The sequence below is a fragment of the Roseburia sp. AM23-20 genome, assembly GCF_003470905.1.
In the GTDB taxonomy this organism is placed as follows: domain Bacteria; phylum Bacillota; class Clostridia; order Lachnospirales; family Lachnospiraceae; genus Roseburia; species Roseburia rectibacter.
Window position 1 is genome coordinate 70,538 of the sequence record NZ_QRHS01000013.1, and the last position, 21,795, is coordinate 92,332.

23 protein-coding genes and 1 pseudogene are annotated in these 21,795 nt (G+C 41.0%); 11 read left to right on the top strand and 13 right to left on the bottom strand.

The window, feature by feature from the left end; translation table 11 throughout:
• Positions 1 to 27 precede the first annotated feature (27 nt).
• The 10 genes from DW650_RS11230 to DW650_RS11275 all read left to right on the top strand — a co-directional run bounded on the left by DW650_RS11230 (position 28) and on the right by DW650_RS11275 (position 8,985).
• Positions 28 to 960: an SPFH domain-containing protein gene (locus DW650_RS11230; RefSeq protein ID WP_006855342.1), complete on the top strand. Its 933-nt coding sequence runs from the start codon at positions 28 to 30 to the stop codon at positions 958 to 960.
• Between the two features lie 99 nt (positions 961 to 1,059).
• A complete protein-coding gene (argF, locus tag DW650_RS11235) occupies positions 1,060 to 2,064 on the top strand; it encodes an ornithine carbamoyltransferase (RefSeq protein ID WP_118209946.1) in 1,005 nt (334 codons plus the stop codon).
• A 29-nt stretch (positions 2,065 to 2,093) separates the two neighbouring features.
• Positions 2,094 to 3,071 carry a biotin--[acetyl-CoA-carboxylase] ligase gene (locus tag DW650_RS11240; RefSeq protein ID WP_118209947.1) on the top strand — a complete coding sequence of 326 codons (978 nt, stop codon included), beginning with the start codon at positions 2,094 to 2,096 and terminating at the stop codon, positions 3,069 to 3,071.
• The gene (locus DW650_RS11245; protein WP_118209948.1) at positions 3,064 to 3,405 is read left to right on the top strand and encodes a DUF6145 family protein; all 342 of its coding nucleotides are present in this window, start codon (positions 3,064 to 3,066) and stop codon (positions 3,403 to 3,405) included. Before DW650_RS11240 ends, DW650_RS11245 begins: the two co-directional genes overlap by 8 nt.
• A gap of 21 nt (positions 3,406 to 3,426) precedes the next feature.
• A complete protein-coding gene (locus tag DW650_RS11250; RefSeq protein WP_118209949.1) occupies positions 3,427 to 4,218 on the top strand; it encodes a type III pantothenate kinase in 792 nt (263 codons plus the stop codon).
• Between the two features lie 73 nt (positions 4,219 to 4,291).
• On the top strand, positions 4,292 to 5,275 hold the full coding sequence (dusB, locus tag DW650_RS11255; RefSeq protein WP_118209950.1) for a tRNA dihydrouridine synthase DusB: 984 nt from the start codon (positions 4,292 to 4,294) through the stop codon (positions 5,273 to 5,275).
• Between the two features lie 166 nt (positions 5,276 to 5,441).
• Positions 5,442 to 5,981, top strand: coding sequence for a hypothetical protein (locus DW650_RS11260; RefSeq protein ID WP_118209951.1), 540 nt, complete (start codon positions 5,442 to 5,444; stop codon positions 5,979 to 5,981).
• A 72-nt stretch (positions 5,982 to 6,053) separates the two neighbouring features.
• On the top strand, positions 6,054 to 6,533 hold the full coding sequence (gene greA, locus DW650_RS11265; RefSeq protein WP_015521908.1) for a transcription elongation factor GreA: 480 nt from the start codon (positions 6,054 to 6,056) through the stop codon (positions 6,531 to 6,533).
• 58 nt (positions 6,534 to 6,591) lie between these two features.
• Complete coding sequence (gene lysS / locus DW650_RS11270; protein ID WP_118209952.1) at positions 6,592 to 8,529, top strand: lysine--tRNA ligase; 1,938 nt, start codon at positions 6,592 to 6,594, stop codon at positions 8,527 to 8,529.
• 213 nt (positions 8,530 to 8,742) lie between these two features.
• Positions 8,743 to 8,985: a hypothetical protein gene (locus DW650_RS11275; protein ID WP_118209953.1), complete on the top strand. Its 243-nt coding sequence runs from the start codon at positions 8,743 to 8,745 to the stop codon at positions 8,983 to 8,985.
• Between the two features lie 385 nt (positions 8,986 to 9,370).
• On the opposite strand, the gene DW650_RS11280 is transcribed toward DW650_RS11275, so the two are convergent.
• From DW650_RS11280 to DW650_RS11340, 12 genes and pseudogenes are all read right to left on the bottom strand, one after another.
• Positions 9,371 to 9,565: a hypothetical protein gene (locus tag DW650_RS11280; protein ID WP_109258654.1), complete on the bottom strand. Its 195-nt coding sequence runs from the start codon at positions 9,563 to 9,565 to the stop codon at positions 9,371 to 9,373.
• Positions 9,566 to 9,625: 60 nt separating this feature from the next.
• Complete coding sequence (locus DW650_RS11285; RefSeq protein ID WP_118209954.1) at positions 9,626 to 9,955, bottom strand: hypothetical protein; 330 nt, start codon at positions 9,953 to 9,955, stop codon at positions 9,626 to 9,628.
• A gap of 475 nt (positions 9,956 to 10,430) precedes the next feature.
• Complete coding sequence (locus tag DW650_RS11290; RefSeq protein ID WP_158576225.1) at positions 10,431 to 11,231, bottom strand: ExeA family protein; 801 nt, start codon at positions 11,229 to 11,231, stop codon at positions 10,431 to 10,433.
• Positions 11,231 to 11,809, bottom strand: a pseudogene (locus tag DW650_RS11295) (integrase core domain-containing protein); the annotation flags it as partial. The gene DW650_RS11290 and the pseudogene DW650_RS11295, both read right to left, overlap by 1 nt.
• 77 nt (positions 11,810 to 11,886) lie before the next feature.
• Positions 11,887 to 13,071, bottom strand: a complete 1,185-nt coding sequence (locus tag DW650_RS11300) for a site-specific integrase (protein WP_118024894.1) — start codon at positions 13,069 to 13,071, stop codon at positions 11,887 to 11,889.
• A gap of 36 nt (positions 13,072 to 13,107) precedes the next feature.
• Positions 13,108 to 13,302: a DUF3173 domain-containing protein gene (locus tag DW650_RS11305; protein ID WP_011861908.1), complete on the bottom strand. Its 195-nt coding sequence runs from the start codon at positions 13,300 to 13,302 to the stop codon at positions 13,108 to 13,110.
• A gap of 573 nt (positions 13,303 to 13,875) precedes the next feature.
• A complete protein-coding gene (locus DW650_RS11315; protein ID WP_009009556.1) occupies positions 13,876 to 14,115 on the bottom strand; it encodes a helix-turn-helix domain-containing protein in 240 nt (79 codons plus the stop codon).
• Positions 14,112 to 14,534 carry an RNA polymerase sigma factor gene (locus tag DW650_RS11320; protein WP_009009557.1) on the bottom strand — a complete coding sequence of 141 codons (423 nt, stop codon included), beginning with the start codon at positions 14,532 to 14,534 and terminating at the stop codon, positions 14,112 to 14,114. Before DW650_RS11320 ends, DW650_RS11315 begins: the two co-directional genes overlap by 4 nt.
• A gap of 571 nt (positions 14,535 to 15,105) precedes the next feature.
• Entirely contained in the window at positions 15,106 to 17,448 is a 2,343-nt protein-coding gene (locus tag DW650_RS11325) for an ABC transporter permease (protein WP_118209955.1), read from the bottom strand.
• Complete coding sequence (locus tag DW650_RS11330; protein WP_118209956.1) at positions 17,432 to 18,127, bottom strand: ABC transporter ATP-binding protein; 696 nt, start codon at positions 18,125 to 18,127, stop codon at positions 17,432 to 17,434. Before DW650_RS11330 ends, DW650_RS11325 begins: the two co-directional genes overlap by 17 nt.
• 62 nt (positions 18,128 to 18,189) lie before the next feature.
• Complete coding sequence (locus DW650_RS11335; protein WP_118209957.1) at positions 18,190 to 19,419, bottom strand: sensor histidine kinase; 1,230 nt, start codon at positions 19,417 to 19,419, stop codon at positions 18,190 to 18,192.
• A 2-nt stretch (positions 19,420 to 19,421) separates the two neighbouring features.
• Entirely contained in the window at positions 19,422 to 20,114 is a 693-nt protein-coding gene (locus tag DW650_RS11340; RefSeq protein ID WP_118209958.1) for a response regulator transcription factor, read from the bottom strand.
• Between the two features lie 332 nt (positions 20,115 to 20,446).
• Here DW650_RS11340 and DW650_RS11350 point away from each other — a divergent pair, with 332 nt between their 5' ends.
• Positions 20,447 to 20,803 (top strand): helix-turn-helix transcriptional regulator, encoded by a 357-nt coding sequence (locus DW650_RS11350; protein ID WP_118209959.1) that lies wholly within the window; start codon positions 20,447 to 20,449, stop codon positions 20,801 to 20,803.
• Between the two features lie 80 nt (positions 20,804 to 20,883).
• On the opposite strand, the gene DW650_RS11355 is transcribed toward DW650_RS11350, so the two are convergent.
• Positions 20,884 to 21,792, bottom strand: a complete 909-nt coding sequence (locus tag DW650_RS11355) for a conjugal transfer protein (protein WP_118209960.1) — start codon at positions 21,790 to 21,792, stop codon at positions 20,884 to 20,886.
• Positions 21,793 to 21,795: the final 3 nt, after the last annotated feature.

Sequence of the window (21,795 nt, forward strand, 5' to 3'; positions counted from 1 at the left end):
AAAATTGAATTTAGGGAGGAGTTTCGTATGCCAGGAGTAATTGTAGCACTTATTATTTTAATTATCGTAGCACTGCTGATCGCAGTATCCTGTGTTAAGATCGTTCCGCAGGCAACTGCATGCGTGGTAGAACGTCTGGGAGGTTATCTTGCAACATGGTCTGTAGGTATTCATTTCAAAGCACCGTTTATCGACCGTGTGGCAAAGAGAGTTGTGTTAAAAGAGCAGGTGGTAGATTTCCCGCCGCAGCCGGTTATCACAAAAGATAATGTAACGATGCAGATCGATACTGTTGTATATTTCCAGATCACAGACCCGAAGCTTTATGCATATGGAGTCGAAAATCCAATCATGGCGATTGAGAACCTGACAGCAACCACACTGCGTAACATCATCGGTGATCTTGAACTTGATGAGACACTGACATCCAGAGAGACGATCAATACGAAGATGAGATCTTCTTTAGATGTTGCGACTGATCCATGGGGAATCAAAGTCAACCGTGTTGAGTTAAAGAATATCATCCCGCCTGCAGCGATCCAGGATGCGATGGAGAAACAGATGAAGGCAGAGCGTGAGCGACGTGAAGCGATCCTGCGTGCAGAGGGTGAAAAGAAATCAACAGTCCTCGTTGCAGAAGGTAAGAAAGAATCTGCAATTCTTGACGCAGAGGCAGAGAAACAGGCAGCAATTTTACGTGCAGAGGCAAAGAAAGAGGCAACGATCCGCGAGGCAGAAGGTCAGGCAGAAGCTATTCTTAAGATCCAGCAGGCAAACGCAGATGGACTTCGTATGATCAAAGAAGCAGCACCGGATCAGAACGTGATCCAGTTAAAGAGCTTAGAGGCGTTTGCAAAAGCAGCAGACGGAAAAGCAACCAAGATCATCATTCCATCTGAGATTCAGGGAATCGCCGGTCTTGCAAAATCTGTTACGGAAATTGCAGCAGATCATAAATAAAATCAAAAAAGTTTATCAGAACGGATGGTGCGCATGTTGTACCATCCGTTGTGGCATAAAAAGATAATATACACAGCCATGTAAAGGAGATAGAAAGACATGAATTTAAAAGGACGTAATTTTTTAAAATTAATGGATTTTACACCAGAAGAGATTACATATATGATCGACCTTGCAGCGGATCTGAAAGCAAAGAAAAAACAGGGTATTGCGCATGATTGTCTGACAGGAAAAAATATCGCACTTATTTTTGAAAAGACAAGCACCAGGACACGTTGTTCTTTTGAGGTGGCAGCCCATGATCTTGGCATGCATGTAACTTACTTAGATCCTTCGGGTTCCCAGATCGGCAAAAAAGAGAGCATTCCGGATACCGCTCGTGTGTTGGGACGTATGTTTGATGGTATTGAATATCGTGGATATGGACAGGATATTGTGGAAGAGCTCGCAGAATATGCCGGTGTGCCGGTATGGAATGGTCTGACCAATGAATTTCATCCGACTCAGATGCTTGCCGATATGCTGACGATCCGTGAGCATCTTGGCAGATTAAAAGGTGTGAGACTGGTTTACATGGGTGATGCCCGCTATAATATGGGTAATTCCCTGATGGTGACCTGTGCAAAACTTGGTATGGATTTTGTTGCATGCACAAGCAAAAAGTATTTCCCGGATGCAAAACTGGTAGAGTACTGTGAAGGTGTTGCAAAAGAGACAGGAGCAACCATTACACTGACAGAGGATGTCAAAGAGGGCACAAAAGACGCAGATGTTATTTATACGGATGTATGGGTATCCATGGGTGAACCGGATGAGATCTGGGAGGAACGTCTTCATGATCTGATGCCATATCAGGTAAATGCGAAAGCTATGGCAAATGCAAAACCGGATGCCATTTTCATGCACTGTCTGCCTGCATTCCATGACTTAAAGACCAAGATCGGCAAAGAAGTTTATGAGAAGTTTGGTTACAGTGAATTAGAAGTAACGGATGAAGTATTTGAGAGTAAACAGTCTGTCGTATTTGATGAGGCAGAAAACCGTATGCATACGATCAAAGCAGTCATGTTTGCAACACTTGGTGGAGAACAGTGTGAAAAATAAGTGTATCAGACAAAAATGGAGGACACTAGATGAGGACGCAGCTACTAGCGGCATTAAAGGAAGCTGATGATTATATTTCCGGACAGGAACTGTGTGAGCGTTTCGGCGTATCGCGCACTGCAATCTGGAAAGCGGTAAAACAGTTAAAAGAAGCGGGATATGTGATCGAGGCGGTGCAGAATAAAGGATACAAGATCGTGTCGACACCGGATTGTCTGAATAAGGCAGAATTGGAAAGCATCCGGAAAACAAAATGGGCAGGACGTGAGATCTTTTATTTTGATACGATAGATTCTACCAATACAAAAGCAAAACAGCTTGCAGAGGAAGGTCATCCGACCGGTACACTGGTCGTTGCGGAGAAGCAGGAAGCCGGACGCGGCCGCCGTGGAAGAGGATTTGAATCTCCGGCAGGAGTCGGAATATTTATGACGCTGGTGCTCAAACCGGATTTTGCCCCTGACCGTGCTTCCATGCTGACACTGATCGCAGCACTTGCGGTATCGAAAGCGATATCGGAGAAAACAGGCGTAGACGCAGGTATTAAGTGGCCGAATGACATTGTGATGAACGGCAGAAAAGTCTGCGGAATCTTAACGGAGATGAGTGCACAGTTAGATTACATCAATCATGTTGTCATTGGAATCGGTATCAATGTCCGGAATCAATCATTTCCAAAAGAGATTGAACAGATAGCAACCTCGATCCTGATGGAGACCGGTTTACGTGTGAACCGCGCAGAACTGATCGAGGCAGTATTAGAGCAGTTCGAACGATATTATGAGATATTCTTAGAGACGGAAGATTTAAGCGGCCTGGTAAAAGAATACAATGCGCACCTGATCAATATGCAAAAACAGGTCAGGGTGTTAGATCCAAAAGAGCCTTATGAGGCGAAAGCAATGGGAATCACGCCGCATGGCGAACTGATCGTGGATACTTGGGAAGGCAGAAAACTGGTATCCTCCGGCGAAGTTTCCGTGAGAGGAGTATACGGATATGTCTGAGAGAGAAGAAGTGGTGCTCTGCGGAGCGAGCGCTTACAATAAAAAATTTTATCTGAATCAGGATTTCAAGGGACTTCCGGATTCGATCAAAGATGAATTAAAGATCATGTGTGTTCTTTTTACGGAAGATATTGGTGGTATTTTTCAGGTAGTCTTTGATGAGGAGGGCAATCTGGAGTTTCGTACTTCCAGTGATGAGAATGATCTTTTATATGATGAGATCGGCTGTGGGTTAAAGATACGTGAACTGCAGCGTACAAAAGAAGAACTGCTTCGTGCTTTGGAAATGTATTATAAAGTGCTATATATTGGCATGGACGAATCAGAAATGTAAAGAAAAAGGTAGGAAAATACGATGGTAATCACGATTGACGTAGGAAATACAAATATCACAGTGGGTGTATTCCGTGGGGATGAGGTAATGGCAAGTTTTCGTATCACGACGAAGATGCCGCGTACATCGGACGAGTATGGAATGCTTTTGTCAAATCTGTTAGAGCAGAATAAGATCAGACATGATGACATCGAGGATGCAATCATAGCTTCTGTTGTTCCAAATGTTATGCATTCCTTAGAGGGTGCGATCATCAAATATTTTGGTATCAATCCGATCATTGTGGAGCCGGGTACCAAAACAGGAATCCGCGTGGTAACCGAGAACCCGCGGCAGATCGGTGCAGACCGTATCGTGGATGCGGCAGCAGCATATGAGCTGTATGGCGGACCGGTACTGGTACTTGATTTTGGCACTGCCACTACTTATGATCTGGTCGATAAAAACGGAGCATTTGTTTCCGGGGTAACTGCACCGGGAATCCGCATTTCTGCAAAAGCGTTGTGGGAAGATGCGGCAAAACTGCCGGAGATCGAGATCCGCAAACCGGAGAGCATTCTTGCAAAAGAAACGATCTCAAGTATGCAGGCAGGACTGGTATATGGACAGATCGGACAGACAGAATATATTGTAAAAAATATGATCAGAGAGGCTGACATGGGAGAGGTCAAGGTGGTCGCAACCGGCGGTCTTGGACGTATCATTGCAAATGAGACAGATGTGATCGATGTATACGATCCGAACCTGACTTTAAAAGGAATGAACCTTATTTATAAGAAACAGAATCGTAAATCCGGTAAGATCAGGAAATAAGAGATATTTGATCGGGAGATTCAGGATACCTGAATTGGATATGAGAGAGTAAATTATTTAGGAAAATGGTGGTATGGGAGAGATCAGACGACTTAAGATTGGAAATGTAACGTTAGAAAATAACCTGATACTAGCACCGATGGCAGGCGTGACAGACCTGCCATTTCGTTTGCTTTGCAAGGAACAGGGAGCAGGGCTGCTTTGCATGGAGATGGTGAGTGCAAAAGCTATCCTCTATAAAAACAGAAATACCGAAGATCTGTTAACGATCGATAAGCGGGAAAATCCGGTGTCGCTTCAGCTGTTTGGTTCTGATCCGGATATCATGAGTGAGATCGCGAAACAAATCGAGGACAGACCGTTTGATATTTTAGATATCAACATGGGCTGCCCGGTGCCGAAAGTAGTCAACAACGGTGATGGTTCTGCACTGATGAAAAATCCAAAACTTGCCGGAGAGATCATTGAAAAGACAGCGCGGGCAATCAAAAAACCGGTTACAGTGAAAATCAGGAAAGGTTTTGATGAGGAGCATGTCAATGCGGTTGAGATGGCACACATTGCACAGGAATCCGGTGCAGCGGCAGTGGCGGTCCATGGCAGGACGAGATCGCAGTTTTACTCCGGAAAAGCCGACTGGGATATCATAAGACAGGTAAAAGAAGCGGTCTCGATACCGGTCATCGGAAACGGTGATATCTTAACAGCAAAAGATGTGATCGCGATGCAGAAACAGACCGGCTGCGACGGCTTTATGATCGCACGCGGCGCCGAGGGCAATCCGTGGATCTTTGCACAGATCCTTCATTATTTTAAGACGGGGGAAGAACTCCCGAAACCGACTTTTGAGGAAGTGACACAGATGCTCCTTCGGCATGCCCGTATGCAGCTTGAATTTAAAGGCGAATATACTGGTATCCGTGAGATCAGGAAACATGCCGCCTGGTATACAGCCGGCTACCGTAACTCTTCTAAGCTGCGGGGCAGGATCAACGAGGTGGAGACATATGAGCAGCTTGAGGCATTGTTTCAGGAGGTCTGCGGTTTTATGGCATGATCCGAGTGCCAAAAGGCGATTCGTGACTTAGCGACTGGCAGAAAAATTCAATCCGGTAAAGTTAAAATGAAGGAAACAAAAAAGACATAAGTAAAATTCCGGAAAAAGTACTGAATCAGAAAATGCTGTCATAAAGATGGAAAAAGGAATATGACGGAGAAGCGCGATGTACTTTTCCAATGAATTTTTATATGATTTTAAACCAGTGTACGAAGGCATTCTTGCGGCAAAAAGTGTGAAGCCGGAGTGCGCGATTGTCGAGGTGATCGATGAGGAACCGGATGGAGCAGGGATGTTTGAGCCGGCAGGGACGCTCGATGTGCTGGAGCAGATCGGGGATGAGCTTAATGCGCTTACAATTTATACAGACCGGCCTGCATATTTTCATGAGTTTGCAGAGACAATGTATGAGAAGACCGGACTGGTTTCACTTATCGTATCGAAAAAGCGTCTTGGATTAGCAAAGAATAAGGAAAAAAACAGCAGTATTTTCCTGTTTGATTTTGAATGGAACGGCGCCTTTTATGAAAAACAGATCGTGGTGGGAAAACATTATATTCCCATCCATAAAAAAGCCTGGCGAACAGCCGAAAATCTTGACATAGAAGTGCCTATCGGTTATAATACTGTGATTGTTAAGAGACCAAAAAAGAAAACGGGGGCGCCGTGGCAGGACAGATTTGAGAAGGCTTTTTATCGTTCATAGCGTCTGGCGCAAGGCTTTGTGCCGCCGTATACATGAACCGAACAATAATTATTATAAAGAAGGGTAAATGCAATGGACAAGAAAAACATTCTGACTTACGAGGGACTCAAGAAACTGGAAGACGAATTAGAGAACTTAAAGGTTGTAAGAAGAAAAGAAGTTTCACAGAAGATCAAAGAGGCAAGAGAGCAGGGAGACTTATCTGAGAACGCTGAGTACGACGCTGCAAAGGACGAGCAGAGAGACATCGAAGCACGTATTGAAGAACTTGAGAAAATCTTAAAGAATGCAGAAGTAGTTGTCGAGGAAGAGGCTGATCTTGATAAAGTAAGCATCGGATGCAGCGTAAAGATCCTTGACTGCGAATTTGATGAGGAATTAGAGTATAAGATTGTTGGTTCTACCGAGGCTAACAGCTTAAAAGGCAAGATTTCCAACGAATCACCGGTTGGTAAGGCACTGCTTGGCAAACAGGTAGGTGATACCGTTACTGTTGAGACACCGGCAGGAGAGTTTTCATACAAAGTGCTTTCAATTCACAGAGCAAACTAAGAGATATGATAGTCGGGCAGAAAGACTGTCCGGGGAATAAAACAAGTGGAGGATAAACATGGCAGAGCAGAACAATAACCAGCAGGATTTAAACCAGCTGCTTCAGGTACGTTATGACAAGCTGCATGAACTGCAGGAGAACGGAAAAGATCCGTTTGTCATCACAAAATATGATGTGACAAATCACTCAACCGATATCATCGACAATTTTGAGACAATGGAAGGCAAACCGGTATCGATCGCCGGCCGTATGATGTTTAAACGTGTGATGGGAAAAGCATCATTCTGCAATATTCAGGACTTAAAGGGACGTATTCAGGTATATGTTGCAAGAGACAATATCGGAGAGGAAATCTACAAAGATTTCAAGAAATCTGATATCGGCGATATCTGGGGCGTAAAGGGATATGCTTTCCGTACCAAAACAGGTGAGATTTCTATCCATGCTGAGGAGATGACGCTGCTGTCTAAGTCATTACAGATCCTTCCGGAGAAGTTCCATGGACTGACAGATACAGATATGCGTTATCGTCAGAGATATATCGATCTGATCATGAACCAGGAGAGCAAGGAAGTATTTATCAAACGTTCCAAGATCTTAAAAGAGATCCGTAACTTCTTAGCAGACCGTGATTTTATGGAAGTAGAGACTCCGATGCTTGTATCGAATGCAGGTGGAGCAGCAGCAAGACCGTTTGAGACACATTACAATGCATTAAATGAAGATGTAAAACTGCGTATCTCTCTGGAATTATATTTAAAGAGACTGATCGTCGGAGGACTTGAACGTGTATACGAGATCGGCCGTGTATTCCGTAATGAGGGTGTTGATACCCGTCACAATCCGGAGTTTACACTGATGGAGTTGTATCAGGCATACACAGATTATGAGGGCATGATGGAACTGACAGAGTCCATGTTCCGTTATCTTGCAGAAAAAGTCTGCGGAAGCACTAAGATCAGTTACAATGGTATCGAGATCGATCTTGGCAAGCCATTTACACGCATGACCATGAACGATGCGATTAAGAAATATACCGGAATTGATTTCGATACTGTAGAAGATGATGCTGCAGCGAAAAAACTTGCAGATGAGCATCATATTGCATATGAGGAGCGTCATAAGAAGGGTGATATCATCAACCTTTTCTTCGAGGAGTTCTGCGAGAAAGAGCTGATCCAGCCGACATTTATCATGGATCACCCAATCGAGATTTCTCCGCTTACCAAGAAGAAACCAAGCGATCCTACCAAGGTAGAACGTTTCGAACTTTTCATCAATACATGGGAAATGTGTAACGCATACTCTGAGTTAAATGATCCGGTTGACCAGCGTGAACGTTTCGCAGCACAGGATGCAAATGCAGCAGCCGGTGATGATGAGGCAGAGCACACAGACGAGGATTTCTTAAACGCGTTAGAGATCGGTATGCCTCCGACAGGTGGTATCGGATACGGAATCGACCGTCTTGTGATGCTGCTTACAGACAGCGCAGCAATCCGTGACGTATTACTCTTCCCGACAATGAAGTCTTTAGATGGTGTAAATAAGAAAAATGATGTAAATAATACAGCTTCTGAAGCACCTGAAAAAAATGTAAAAACTGAGTCTGAAAAGATTGATTTTTCTAAGGTAAAGGTAGAGCCTTTATTTGAGGAATTTGTTGATTTTGATACATTCAGCAAGTCAGATTTCCGTGCAGTAAAGGTTAAAGAGTGTGCTGCAGTACCGAAGTCAAAGAAACTGTTACAGTTTACTCTTGATGACGGAACAGGCACAGACAGAACCATTTTAAGCGGTATTCATGCTTACTATGAGCCGGAAGAACTGGTTGGAAAGACTCTTATTGCTATCACAAATCTTCCACCGAGAGCTATGATGGGCATTGACTCTTGCGGTATGCTCCTCAGTGCTATTCATGAAGAAGAAGGCGAAGAAAAGCTTCATCTTCTGATGGTTGATGACCACATTCCGGCAGGTGCAAAGCTGTACTAAAAACGAGATGTACCTTATTGGCGGAAATTTGTAAAATTACAAAAATACGCCAATTTTACGCCAAACGATGTAGAGTTTGATGTAAGAGAATAATATAATAATGTTGAATCAGACGATATGACATAGAAGCCCCATTGGATAGAGAAATCTGTCTGATGGGGTTTTATAGCATATCATACAGAATTAAAAATTAATGCAAAGGAGAAATTGATAATGCAGGATTATGATGGTCAATTTGAATTAAATGGACAGGAATATTTTTATAGGGCAAAGGATGACAGTGGAAGTTCAAAAATTACGATGGTTAACAATGAAGAACATCATTACCGAATGGTTGAAATAACTAATAAGGAAACTGGGGATTATGATGCTATGATGATTAGTACAGGAGATTCATTTACTATGTTTCCTAATATGGTTAAGAATCAGTATGAGAAGTATCTTAATTCAAAATAAAATATTTCGATGAATAGAAGGTTGAAATACACCTTCTTTTTTATACCTCTTTTTAAGGAGGAGGTGCCCAAAAAGCATACATAAATACTGAGACGTTCCGTAAAGGGATGTCCATACATTTCGGGACTGTTTATCAGTCCCTTTTTAGTAGTTTCAAAAAGTGTATATTTTAGGACTAAGGAAAGGAGCAAATAATCATGAAGAGATGAGTTATGCTTCAAACACCTCCTTTTATGGCATGAAAAAAGCACTCTAACCTGTTATTGGCTAAAGTGCTTGTAATCCTGTTATTAAATTATTTATGAGTCAGACAAACTTGAAGCTTCGCGAGCTTTGTACTTTCTTTAATTTTCTCAGTATTACTGAAAGTTTCAAGTGAAAATTATCAAATCAAATTTTTCGCATTATCTGCATTCAATTCAACATATCCACATTTTGGACATACATAACATGAAACAGTACTATTCTTTTCATTCTCAAAGATACCGTTTTTCTTATTAGTTAAATAAACAACCGTACCTACTGCATCTCCTTTTAATTTTGCTTTAATCATTTCCTCTTTACATCTTAAACAATCCATTTTTATTCCTCCATAAACTTCCGATTTTTCGTTTTGTTCGCCCTCTAATAAACTGGAAGTTCAAAATTTCAAATAAATTTGAAACTCAAAGTCTTTTTCACATTGAAAATGTTGCCCTATTTGTCCTACAAAATAATCTTCGTTTTCTGGATAGACTGCTTTTGTCATCAATCTTAATAAATCTAATTCTTCGACAGACTCTTCCAATATTATTTCAAATGCACTCCATCCATCTGTTACAGGCGAACATATATCATGCAGCATATCAGAAAACAGTTCATATCCGTTTATGTGTTGGTTCTTTGCCAACTGCCCAGCCCTATCTGAACATAGCATCTTTTCCAACATACTATAATGCTTACCATTCAGACTTACTTGATATGTTTTCATGTACCGAACCTCCACAAATTCCGATTGTGATTTGATACTTTTTAAGGGAAACATTAGCTGTTATATTTTATTATTAAAATCTCCGCTAACCCTTGAAAACACTAAGTTTGTCACAGGTGAGCTTTCCCTTATCGTTTCCCTTGTGTTATATCTTCCCATAGGGCATTATGAACCCTGATAAGGGAAAAAACGAGGGAAACAAAATCACATAAAACATTATAACACAAAACAAACGGGATATGGTGAACTGATTGAAATGCTTTCATAAAAATTAAAAGAGAGAGGACAGATGTTGTCCGTCAAATTAGATGCACCAGCTCCATGCAGATTAGATGCATCTGATTTAGATCTTATTTGTTATGCATCCGCAGATTGTCTGCACCAACATCTGCAAGTTATCTGATCGACATAAAAAATGATGCAGATTAAGAGATCAGGGAAAATACAATAAAAGCAGGCTGCCCTGCTTTTACTGCTAAATCTCATTATTATTGATTGCCTGCATGACGATCTCTGCAGTAATCATGTCACTTTTTCTAGAGTCTCCAATCAGAAGACAACTATTGCATAGATTGTTGATGATACGAGGTGTTCCATCAGATGCATTTAAGATGGCTTCAAGTGCTGCGTCTTCAAAGATTGCCCTGGTTGCACCTGCTCTTTGAAGCTTATCGAGGACATAAGATCTGCCTTCTTCTTTTGTAAATGCAGGAAGTTCATAATTCATGATGATCCTCTGACGGAATGGCTCATGCACACTCAGGCGAAGTGTGGCGTTAAGTGATGGAAGTCCTGACAGGAGAACAACAGCACGATCCCTGGAATCCATCTCAAAGTTAAACAACAGCTTAAAATCATTCAGAATGGCAGAACTGATATAGTTCGCTTCATCAATGATGATTACTGGAGTTTTCCTTTTCTCAACAGAGAGCCTTGTGAGCTCTTCCTGAATTACCCGGAAGTTATCTGGTTTTCGGTAGTGGGCCTGTGCACCAAGTTCCGTGGCAAGATTCCGATAAAAATCATTGGGACTAAAAGTGGAAAAACAGGTATAGACTACTTTGTATTGTGAGTTATTTAAGGTTTGTACCCATTTCCTGATTGCGGTTGTTTTTCCGCGGCCGGGGCTGCCGGTAAGCAGTCCAAAGCCCTTTGTTTTTGCAAGATAGTCCAGCCGGAATAAAACTACTTTGGATTCGTCTGTTGATACAAAGATTTCTTTGGAATTCTTTAGGAAAGGATTGAATTCCAAACCATAGCGGATCGTATAATCCATTAGTCGTCACCTCCATAAAGACGTGGTTTTTCACGTTTGATATCCGCGTTTTCAACCTTGTTTAAAAGGCGGATCGGGGTAAGCGTACCATCTGCTTCAACGACATAGATAGATTCCATATCAGGAGAATAACGGAGTTTGATCCTCTGTTTTGCAAAACGGTAATCCACCTCATACTCGATGTGGTCAATCGTAACTACACAGTCAATGGAAACACGACGCTCTAACTCCAGTAGGAATAACTGGTCAATCTTATCTTCTGGTAAGCGTAGGAAACAGTCCGGCTCGCTAAAGTAGCGCTCTTGTGGACTTCTTCCATTTAGGGAAGAGTGAATCCTCTGGTTATACTGGGAGACATAGGTATAAAGACTGCCACGAAGCTTGTCAAGAGTGTGAAAATCTCTCATATCAAGGCCTGCCATCCACTGGTCTTTCATGGTACGGAACCAACGCTCCACCTTGGCCTTCTGGGTTGGCGTATACGGCTGGTCATAATGAACTGTAGACCCGATACGCGCGGCAAGCAGATCCATCTGTTTATTCTTATAGGAACTGCCATTATCGAGTTTGAATAGTTGGAGCAGAGCTTCAAAGCCTTTATTTTCAAGGGTTTTGAGGCTCTTTCCTTTTAGAATTGCATTTTGATTGCATTTTTTTATTCAATGGCTCTGTGATAGATTGCTGTATGCTGATTGCTGGTGTAATCGGCAACACTGGTTGTTGCCGGAGTATAAGTGAGAACACCAGTTAATTTTTTGGCAACTTCCACGTTGGTGTTGGGATATAAATGTCCATAGGTTCCTAACGTAGTCTGTATCTTTTCATGCCCCAGACGTTCTTTAATCAATAAAGGATTTTCACCCATACTGATGAGCAGGGAAGCATGGGAATGTCTGAGTGCATGAATCTTGATACGGTGTACGCCTGCCAATCCAGCAAGTTTTTCTAATGCCCGTGGGAGGGTGTGCTTACTGGTGGGAATCCCATTGTAGCTTAGTACAAGGTCGCAGCCCTTTAAAACCTTTTGCTGTACTTCCTGCCATGCTTTCAATTCTTTGATGGTATCTGTGTCAATATAGATAGTGCGAATACTAGCTTGTGTCTTTGGCTCCACAAATTTGTATTCGTCCATTGTTTTATAGTACAGCGTTTTTGTTATACTTAAAAGTCCGGTTTCAAAGTTGATGTCCGACCATTGCAGGGCTGCGGCTTCTCCGATTCTCATTCCGGTCATAAACAGGAGCCAGTATGAAATGAAAAGGTAATGTTCGTAATAATCTCCCTTGTAGAGCAGGGAAATTACCTTTTGAAATTCATCCAGTGTCCAGAAATCCACTTTTGTTTTCTTGCTCTTGATGTTTCCTATCATTCGTGATGGATTTTTCTTTGCAAGACCGAGAACAACTGCTCTGTCAAAGGCAATAGAGAGCATACCCTGTACAATACGGATATAGTTTGGACTAAATTCTTTTGCGAGTTCAAGCTGCCAGTTCTGGACGTTAATGGGTTCTATCTCATCCACCGTCATTTTGTAAAAGTATGAAAAATGCTTCTGAATGGTAGAACGGCGGTTCAGATAGGTGCTTTCCTTTACTTGTGTTTTATACCAAGGAAGATAAGTTTCCTCAATAAACTGTTGAAAAGATAGCTGCTGTTTCTTTTCTGTTAATTCCTCTGTGGATGTCAGCATAAGTTTTGAATATGCTTCTCTGGCTTCTTTTTTTGTCTTGAATCCACTTTTGTATTTCTGAATCTGTTTTCCGGTAATCGGATGAAAACCTAAGTTTGCTCTAAAATAATAAGTTCCGTTTTCTGCTTTCTTAATAGGGTCTTTTGCCATGATTTCACTCCTTACATAAATGTGCAAGAAGTACAATCAGTTCGATTTATCAGTAAAAGTAATCCCTAGCAATTCTTCCACAGCTTCTCTGGGAACCCTGTCCAGTTTGCGTGACTGATAGTAGGTATGCCCTTTTGAAATCATAAGTTTTTTTGCTTCTCTTATGATGTCTGCTGCGAATGAAGTTCCATAACCCAGTTCTATTAAGTCTTTTTTTGTTACTGTAATCATGTTCCTCCTTTCCATAGACCAGATATGGAACCCTCAATATCTGTCTATATTATATCAGATTTTGTGGCAAAAGTAATATTAAGATTGTATTTCCTGCAAATAGTTATTTGATTTTGAATGAAAAATTCTAATTCAAAATGGTATCTAAGCAAGCCGAACAGCTTTCGCTAAAGCTCATGGGAATCTCACCCCTGCATGGTTCTCATCCAGCCGTACCCTTTGCCAGCGGTGCTACATCATCACACGGACTAAGGCTGTACGGAAGTATCATTATCACAATAGAAAGGTCATGGCGGCAGCTCTGCGGTAAGCTACTTATGGAACGCTGGCAGGAATCGCTATCCGGTATCATCCCTCCTTTGGTGGGTTACGGCGTGCCAGCCCAACGGCTCTCTTTCTATCGAAACGTATTCGGCTGCTTTATGCTGCGTTGATTAGACGCTTTCTTTTTCAAGGAACAATCCGGCTTTATCAGCCTGTTAAAATGCACTGGTGATAATGCACTTTAATAGACTGGCAAGCTCTGTCTGGGAAGCATGGGTTTGTCCACGCTTCCACAGGCGAGCGTTATTTCTAGTTTGGTTCCCTGATTTCAAAAGATAAAATCTTTGCAATCAGACGTGTTTCCATCCGGCGGCGTAGGGTTTCATCTACAACCATGTGGGTATTTCCATATTCGTCTTTCATGGGACGCATGGAACGGCTGGCAATAAAACCGCTGTAATGGCGTACAATCTGGTTGACTGCTTCAATATCGCCGTCCGTAGCTCTTACAATCACAGGAAACGGAATCATAGGGTGCTTTGCTGTCATGCTTCGTCCTCCATAAATTTTTTGATAAATTCCAGTCCGGCGTGTCTTCTTCTCTGGATGGTAGAACGGTTGACTTCCAGAATTTTTGAGATTTCCGTATCGTCAAATCCAAGAAAATAATATCGCAGGATAACGTCACGTTTCTTTCCGTCCAGACTTTCTAATGCTTCGGCTAACAGGCTGTTTTCAATGCGGACAGTAAATCCATCCATTTCAAAAGTATGGAAGTGGGATGGATAGGTGTCTTCGGAAGAAAACAGATTGACGGTGTAATCGTCCATATCACAGAACAGGGTTTCCCGTTTACACTGTCTGGACAACGCTTTGAGATAGTCTTTGCGTTCATCCTCCATAGCGACTTTACAGATATAATCAAACTGGTTCTCTATGGTTGTCTGAAATTCAGATGGCTTCATTATTGCTCACCCCCTTTCCAGCCTTGAAAGGGAGCGAGTTGATAGGAATTTCTGCTTCTTTCCCCCTTTTCGCTCTTAGTCCCGACAGGACAGGGGGCACAGTTGCATTTTTGAATAAAAAAATACACCCATTTTAAAATAAAAATGAGTGCATGAGAAATAACAGTAGAATAAATATGACTTGTCAGTTCATATTCAAAGTTGGACTTCCACAGTGGAGGAGCTATACTTTTTTTAATGAATGTAGCCTATGTACGTTATATAGCAGCAAAGAAATCCCCATAGCGGCAATCCTCCTAAATGCCGCTATTTATATTCTGCGTCATTGTTGGTTCAGTAATAGACAAAAAGAAGCGGCGGCTCTAAAAATCAAAGCCACCGCTTCAAAAGCACGTGAAAATCTGTCTGCGTTACGACGGCTTTTTTTTCTTTTGCCGTCGTCCGGCAGATAACAAACAAATATTATGTTTTGATTTATTTTATCAATATCAACTTACTTTAAGATGAATTTTAGCTTACGGATTTGTAAGATAGAAAAAGAGGGGGCACTTTTGAAATTCCCCCTCTCAAAAGATTATTGTGCACTAATATTTTCGACGATAGACATTCGCTGTAACCGTTTTGCAGGTCCTTTAACTGCCAAAAGAGAAGTCAACAGTACAATAGCGATTATGAGTATAAGGGGAATAAACGGAACACTCCATGCTGTTCCCCAAATATTTGTTATAAGACTTACATAGATAACCCAGTGCATAGGAAGTCCAATGATACAACCCCAAATCACTCCGCTTATTGCGTAGGTTCCTGCTTCTGCGATTATCATTTTTATAAGTTGGCGATTGCTCATTCCAATCGCTCGCATACTTCCGTATTCTTTCATTTTTGCGGCAACTCCCAGATTGATTGTATTCATAATATGGAAAATGGTAATAGCAACGATAATAGATAGGAAGCCGTAAACAAGAACTGCAAAAGTATAATACAGATTTCTTTGCTGCTGCACTTGAGAAAGGCTGTCTGAAAATATTACGCCACCATTAGTAAATATGTTTTTAATTGCGTTTACATCTTCACTGGAAGCGTTGTTCTCAAATTGAATGTCGATAATAGTATAGCCAGTTTCTCCGGTCAGTGCGCTAAAGGTTGCTTCCGAACAGAAAAAGGTTTCCGTACCCTTTACACGGGCTAAGGGGCTATCAGACAAAATTCCTGCAACCGTAACAGTTTTTTTCGTATTATTGATAGATAAAGTTATCTTGTCGCCAACTTGTACATTAACATTTCCCGTCTGTACGAATAGCACTTGATTTTCTTGCTGCATAACTGTTTCTATGGAACCTGCTACCAAAGAATCCGCCGCCCATTGAAATTGATTTTCCTCATAGGAAATAAGATTTGCATTGTAGCTTTTTCCATTATTTTCTGATGGAACATCATAAGCAAACATACGTCCGTATGCCCGCTTGACATCATTATTTTTCTTAATCTGTGCTAACATTTCGCTCTCAATCGAACAAGTATTAGTTTCACTTGCTATGGATAATTCCGGCGTATAAACCGGGGGCACAAAAGCATTTTGCATAAAATCAACAAGTGTACTGAACGTGAGAAACAATGTAATACAGATAGCAAATGCCCCTGTCATTAAAATGTAATTTCTTTTCTTTGCTTTTGCGTGATGAATACCCAATGCGGTTTCAATTTTAAATGTCTTTGTGTTAGCTGCTTTGTGAAACGTAGCTATTTGTCCAGCATTCCCTGATACAGCGGTAAGCGGAGAAACTTTTGCGGCTCTTTTTGCCGGAGAACAGGCAGCCAGTAAAACGGTCAGCAATCCTAACAAAATACTTGCGACTATACTTATCCAACTAATACCCCAAATCGGCATTGAAGAAAACCATTCTGGACTTATTACCCGCATGGCGGCAGACAAAATCCAGACAATCACAATGGAGAATATAATTCCAATGGGAATAGCCGTTTTACACCAATACAGCCCCTCTAAGCGTACAAATCGCATTATTTGTCTTTTGGTTGCCCCCAGACACCGGAGCATACCAAAAAATTCTGTTCTCTCTGCGACATTGCTGTTTAGACTGCTTGAAATCATCAAAATGCAAGTCAGCATGACAATAAGTGAAAGAATAAAGGCTACTTGATAAATCTGGTTTACACCTGTTTTCCCCTCTATTTGCCCTTGTATGCTCAAAAGAGGAGTATTTCCGGTTATCTGTTCATCAGTCAGATGATTGGCTGCTTTTATATCATTGATTGCGTCCGGTATATTGCATAAATGTGAAAACTGGGCAACATAACTTTCATTAGCGCTAGAAACAGCCAGCGTTCCTAAACCCTCTGGTGTCATTACTACAATCGGCAAATTCTCAGCAATCAAGCGTGAAGTTTTTGTATCATCTAAAAAGCCAACTATCTGATAATCTGCCACACTTCCGTTCGGATTATACAATTCAACTGTATCATTCAACAAAACAGAAGCAGTATCTTTAAGTGAAGAAGATATTGCAATCTCGTTTGGTGCGTCTGGATATTCTCCCTCTGCAATCCCGTTCAGAAATATATCTTCAAAAACCCTTTTATCTTGTGCGCTGATAGTAATAGGCTGTTCTTTAATAGAATATCCTGCTTCAGAAGAAACTGTATTATGCCACCCGGAAATTTTTACCTCTGGACGAGCTGAAATAAAGGAAGCTGTCTGCGAATCAATAGTATGAAACGCATAATGCCAGTTTCCGCTTTTCTCTATTTCGTGTTGCGTAACACCCTGTAAATACATATCGGCAAGACCAAACATGACAGCAACCAAAATAACCGCAAGAGTAATACAAATACGGGTCATTCTACTTTGCTTGCGGTGGATTTTGGTCAATATAGGGACAAGTTTAAGATAATGCTTCATTTGCTGTCCCTCCTAAGTCTGTAAGAATACCGTCGCTCACACGAAACACCCTGTCAACCGAAGATGTTAAATTATTATTGTGCGTTATCATCAAAATTGTTTGTTTAAAATGTCTTGACGCACTGATAAGCATATCAATAACGTCTTGACTATTTTTACTGTCGAGGTTTCCCGTTGGTTCGTCAGCTAAAATTAGTTTTGGCTGTGTTATCAAAGCTCTCCCAATCGCTACTCGTTGTTGCTGTCCTCCGGATAACTGGCTAGGTAAATGATAGCGGCGTTCTGCCAATCCAAGTAAATCGAGGATTTCGTTTACTTTTTTAGGGTCTGGCTTTTGATAATCTAACAGTAGAGGGAAAATAATATTTTGTTCTACATTCAGCTCAGACACAAGTTGGAATGACTGAAAAATAAATCCTATGTTGCGTCGTCTGTAAATTGTCCGTTTTTCTTCTTTCATAGAAAACAGATTTTGCCCGTCAATAAAAATAGAGCCTGAAGTCGGCATATCTAAAGCACCGATGCAGTTAAGCAAAGTACTTTTTCCAGAACCAGATTCACCTACAACTGCGGCAAATTCCCCTTTTTCAAGAGAGAAAGACACATTTTTTAAAGCATTTACTTTTGCTTCGCCTTTCCCGTAAGTTTTACATAATTTTTCAACTTTTAAAATTTCCATAAATCATAGACCTCCTTTCTTAAAGGATAACAGGAGCAGCTTACAATCCGGTGAATTTCACCTTACGATTTCGTAAGGAAAGAAACTGAAAAAGTAGTACCTTCATGTAAAACACTTTGAACAGAAATAAGCCCCTCTTGTCCCTCTATAATAGATTTTGCAAGAGGAAGTCCTAACCCAATTCCCGGAGTGTTGAGGGAATATTTACTGCGATAAAAGCGTTTGAAAATATGGTGTATATCTTCCGGGGCAATTCCACTTCCATTATCAGAAACTAAAATTCGTATCATAGTTGGTGTACTTTCCCAAGTAATCTTTATTATTCCACCTATTTCTGTATGGTCTAACGCGTTCTTTACAAGGTTCCCAATCGCTTCACTTGTCCAATCCATATCACACATAATAACTTGATTAGATGTTCCATTTACAATAATCTGTTTTTTTTCTTGTGCAGCTCTTATTGTAAGTTCACTGATAGCGTTTTTAACTAATTCCTGTATAAGACAGGTACGCTTGTCAAAAAGAATATTTCCAGTATCTAAACGTGCGATTTTAAGCATAGACAAAATAAGCTGTTCTATTCGTTTTAAGGCGGTTCCGGTTTTTTGCGAAAATTTTTTTACTGTTTCAATATTATCTGGTTCCGCTTCTATAATTTCTTGATACATCATCAAAGCTGCTAATGGAGTTTTCAGTTGATGTGAAATATCTGAAATTGTGCTTTTCAAAAATTCTTTTGTTTTATGTTCTGTTTCACTTTTGGCTTTAAGCATAGTTGCAAGCTGTTCAACAGAAGCAAATAAACGAAAAAGTTCCCCCTCACTGTCTTGCGGTAAATGACAAGAATAGTCATTGTTAATATAGTTATCTATAATTTTTCCAGACTGTCGATATAGATTATTTCTAATTTGTAGGAAAGAAATAACCCCAATGACAAGAATTATCACTAGACAAATTCCCCCTCCTAATGCTATACGCAAAAAGTGATATTGAAACTGGGAAAAATGTGGCAACAAGCTACCAAACGTATTTGTGGTAATTCCCAGATTATCTAAAAATTCCATTCCCGCGGTACTTATATCTGTGGAAGAAATAGCATTGGCAATTACTTCTTTTGAAACCGCCTGTTCCAACAAGGCAGATACAATAGCTCTATCATGTTCCAGATACATAGACTTTGCTGTATTTAATTGATTTATAGAAAACCATGTAGAAACTCCCACAAGTAAAATACTGTATATAGCAATAAAAAGAGAAAAGTGTTTTATTTGCTTGTCACGAAAAATATTCATACTTACACCTCTTTCCACTGATAACCAAAGCCGCGAATGGTTATTAAGCGCTGCGGGTGGGAAGCGTCAGTTTCCACTTTTTCGCGAAGCCGCCGGATATAAACCGATAAGGTGTTATCGTCAACAAAATTTCCTGTACCGTCCCATAAATCATTTAGAATAATATCTCTAGAAACAATGCGATTTGCATTTCGTACTAACAGACAAAGCAGACGGTATTCTGCGTTTGTCAGTTCTAGTATTTTATTGTTCAAAATTACGCGGCAACTTAAAAAGTCAATCGAAATGTCCCCACATTTCAATACACTTGCCTTGTCCTGAGGTGTTACTCCTGCACGTCGTAACAAGGCACGAATACGGGAACATAGTTCCCCCAACTTAAAGGGCTTTGTAACATAATCGTCCCCGCCACAATCCAAGCCACGAATAATATTGACTTCTTCATCAGAAGCAGTCAAAAAGATAATCGGTATTTGTTTGTTATGTTTCCGCACATTTTTGCAAACCTCAAAGCCTGTTCCGTCCGGCAGTGTCACATCAAGAATAAGCAAATCGTATTTTTCGATTTGCGCTAATTGCTTTTCTGCTTCTTCAACAGTACGGGCAATATCAACGTAGAAACCATTTTTCTTTAGAGAGTAATACAACCCGTCTATTAAGCTAATATCATCTTCTAAAAGTAATAAGTTACTCATGCTTAAACTCCTTTCTCCTTGCGTCAACAGGTTTTTCTGCATCCTTTGGTATCAACCACATATAACCGATTTTTGAAACTCTCGGTATTCTATCTTCCTTACAAAGAATCTGTACACGTCGTTCAGAAATCCCCCATTTCTTCGCTGCTTCGTGGCAAGACATATATTCCATAACACCCAAGTCCTTTCTACAAATCATATCAGTATAATTATAGTCGGACATACGAATAATAGCAAGTGCAAGTCTATGAATTATTATGGCTATAAATAGGAACTGTGTAGACGTATTCAGTATGAAAGAGGAACAGTAGAATGTATATGGGTGAATAAATATGGCAAAAAGACCAACAGCTAAATATGACTTTAAGGCTTTCGGACAAGCTATCAAAGCAGCGAGAACCGAACGAAAAGAGAGCCGCAAGAAAGTAAGTGATGAAATGTATATCTCACCACGTTATCTTGCTAACATTGAAAATAAAGGGCAACAGCCGAGTTTGCAAATCTTTTATGAGCTTGTAACACGTTATGATATATCCGTAGACCAATTCTTTTTCCCAGATAAATCAGCGGAAAAAGATACACAACGCAGACAACTTGATACATTGCTTGATAGTATGAGCGAGAAAGGAATACGGGTAGTCACCGCCACAGCAAAAGAGATAGCCAAAGTCGAAACAGAGGACAGGTGAATGTCCAGAACAGAATTTTAATGAGAAGACACATTGTAATCTTTCAAGAAATACAATGTGTCTTCTGTATTTATATAGCTCTATTTCACAATCTTCCAGTTTTCCCCGTTCTTTTCCAGCACAAGGTCAAACTGCGATACCTGTGTTGTCATGGTCTGGTTATCCAGATATTTCACCGCAAGGGAAGCCGTCACCTGATTTCCGTTTCGGTTGTAGACCGGATTCACCAGTTCCGAGAAGATATATTCTTTCCCCACAGGTTTCAGCACGCCCTCATTCACATAATAGGTCAGCTCCTTTGCGGTTGCCGTAGGGTACAGCTTGAAAAAGGTGGTGAGAAATTCGTTGATTTCTTCTGTGGTGATGGAATCCACCGTACCGTCACTTTGTACCGTTTTTGGCGTATAGCCGGATTTTACGGGAACGCTGGTGATGGTAGGATTCTGGATAATCGTCAGGTTTCCAGAGCCGTCCACATAGACCGTCACCTGATAGGCGGAACGGACGGTTTTACCGGATTCCCCCTCTGTAATACGCTGTTCCACCGTATAAGTCACTTCATAATGCTGTTCCTTTTCTTCTGTGATTTCCCATATCTGAAAATCGGTCAGGGCAGACGATACGGGGATGTCCTTTCGGACAGTATCTACATTCAGGGCTTGCAGTTCTCCGGTAAGATACCCTTTTAAAGCGTTTGTCCGGTTATCAATGGAAGCGGCGGACTGTTCCCATGAATAGTAGACTTCTGCGAAATTCTCCACAAAGTTTTCTATCTTGTGGGTGTCGAGGATGGTTTCCTCAATTACTTTGGTTTCATGGACAGTATGAATGTCTATCGCCGTGAAATTCTTATAGACGGCAAACAGGAAGCTCACTGCCAGCAGCACCCACAGGGCAATTACGGTTTTTTTGTGGGTATTGACTTTGTAAACTTTCAGTTTCTTTTCTTTCTGCTTTTTCTGGTTATCCTCTTTTCTAATCTGAATCATATC

Excerpts from the sequence above, each read along its gene's own strand:
- DW650_RS11230 (WP_006855342.1), top strand. The coding sequence starts at position 28 with ATGCCAGGAGTAATTGTAGCACTTATTATTTTAATTATCGTAGCACTG.
- argF (WP_118209946.1), top strand. The coding sequence starts at position 1,060 with ATGAATTTAAAAGGACGTAATTTTTTAAAATTAATGGATTTTACACCA.
- DW650_RS11240 (WP_118209947.1), top strand. The coding sequence starts at position 2,094 with ATGAGGACGCAGCTACTAGCGGCATTAAAGGAAGCTGATGATTATATT.
- DW650_RS11245 (WP_118209948.1), top strand. The coding sequence starts at position 3,064 with ATGTCTGAGAGAGAAGAAGTGGTGCTCTGCGGAGCGAGCGCTTACAAT.
- DW650_RS11250 (WP_118209949.1), top strand. The coding sequence starts at position 3,427 with ATGGTAATCACGATTGACGTAGGAAATACAAATATCACAGTGGGTGTA.
- dusB (WP_118209950.1), top strand. The coding sequence starts at position 4,292 with ATGGGAGAGATCAGACGACTTAAGATTGGAAATGTAACGTTAGAAAAT.
- DW650_RS11260 (WP_118209951.1), top strand. The coding sequence starts at position 5,442 with ATGTACTTTTCCAATGAATTTTTATATGATTTTAAACCAGTGTACGAA.
- greA (WP_015521908.1), top strand. The coding sequence starts at position 6,054 with ATGGACAAGAAAAACATTCTGACTTACGAGGGACTCAAGAAACTGGAA.
- lysS (WP_118209952.1), top strand. The coding sequence starts at position 6,592 with ATGGCAGAGCAGAACAATAACCAGCAGGATTTAAACCAGCTGCTTCAG.
- DW650_RS11275 (WP_118209953.1), top strand. The coding sequence starts at position 8,743 with ATGCAGGATTATGATGGTCAATTTGAATTAAATGGACAGGAATATTTT.
- DW650_RS11280 (WP_109258654.1), bottom strand. The coding sequence starts at position 9,565 with ATGGATTGTTTAAGATGTAAAGAGGAAATGATTAAAGCAAAATTAAAA.
- DW650_RS11285 (WP_118209954.1), bottom strand. The coding sequence starts at position 9,955 with ATGAAAACATATCAAGTAAGTCTGAATGGTAAGCATTATAGTATGTTG.
- DW650_RS11290 (WP_158576225.1), bottom strand. The coding sequence starts at position 11,231 with ATGGATTATACGATCCGCTATGGTTTGGAATTCAATCCTTTCCTAAAG.
- DW650_RS11300 (WP_118024894.1), bottom strand. The coding sequence starts at position 13,071 with ATGGCAAAAGACCCTATTAAGAAAGCAGAAAACGGAACTTATTATTTT.
- DW650_RS11305 (WP_011861908.1), bottom strand. The coding sequence starts at position 13,302 with ATGATTACAGTAACAAAAAAAGACTTAATAGAACTGGGTTATGGAACT.
- DW650_RS11315 (WP_009009556.1), bottom strand. The coding sequence starts at position 14,115 with ATGACAGCAAAGCACCCTATGATTCCGTTTCCTGTGATTGTAAGAGCT.
- DW650_RS11325 (WP_118209955.1), bottom strand. The coding sequence starts at position 17,448 with ATGAAGCATTATCTTAAACTTGTCCCTATATTGACCAAAATCCACCGC.
- DW650_RS11330 (WP_118209956.1), bottom strand. The coding sequence starts at position 18,127 with ATGGAAATTTTAAAAGTTGAAAAATTATGTAAAACTTACGGGAAAGGC.
- DW650_RS11335 (WP_118209957.1), bottom strand. The coding sequence starts at position 19,419 with ATGAATATTTTTCGTGACAAGCAAATAAAACACTTTTCTCTTTTTATT.
- DW650_RS11340 (WP_118209958.1), bottom strand. The coding sequence starts at position 20,114 with ATGAGTAACTTATTACTTTTAGAAGATGATATTAGCTTAATAGACGGG.
- DW650_RS11350 (WP_118209959.1), top strand. The coding sequence starts at position 20,447 with ATGGCAAAAAGACCAACAGCTAAATATGACTTTAAGGCTTTCGGACAA.
- DW650_RS11355 (WP_118209960.1), bottom strand. The coding sequence starts at position 21,792 with ATGATTCAGATTAGAAAAGAGGATAACCAGAAAAAGCAGAAAGAAAAG.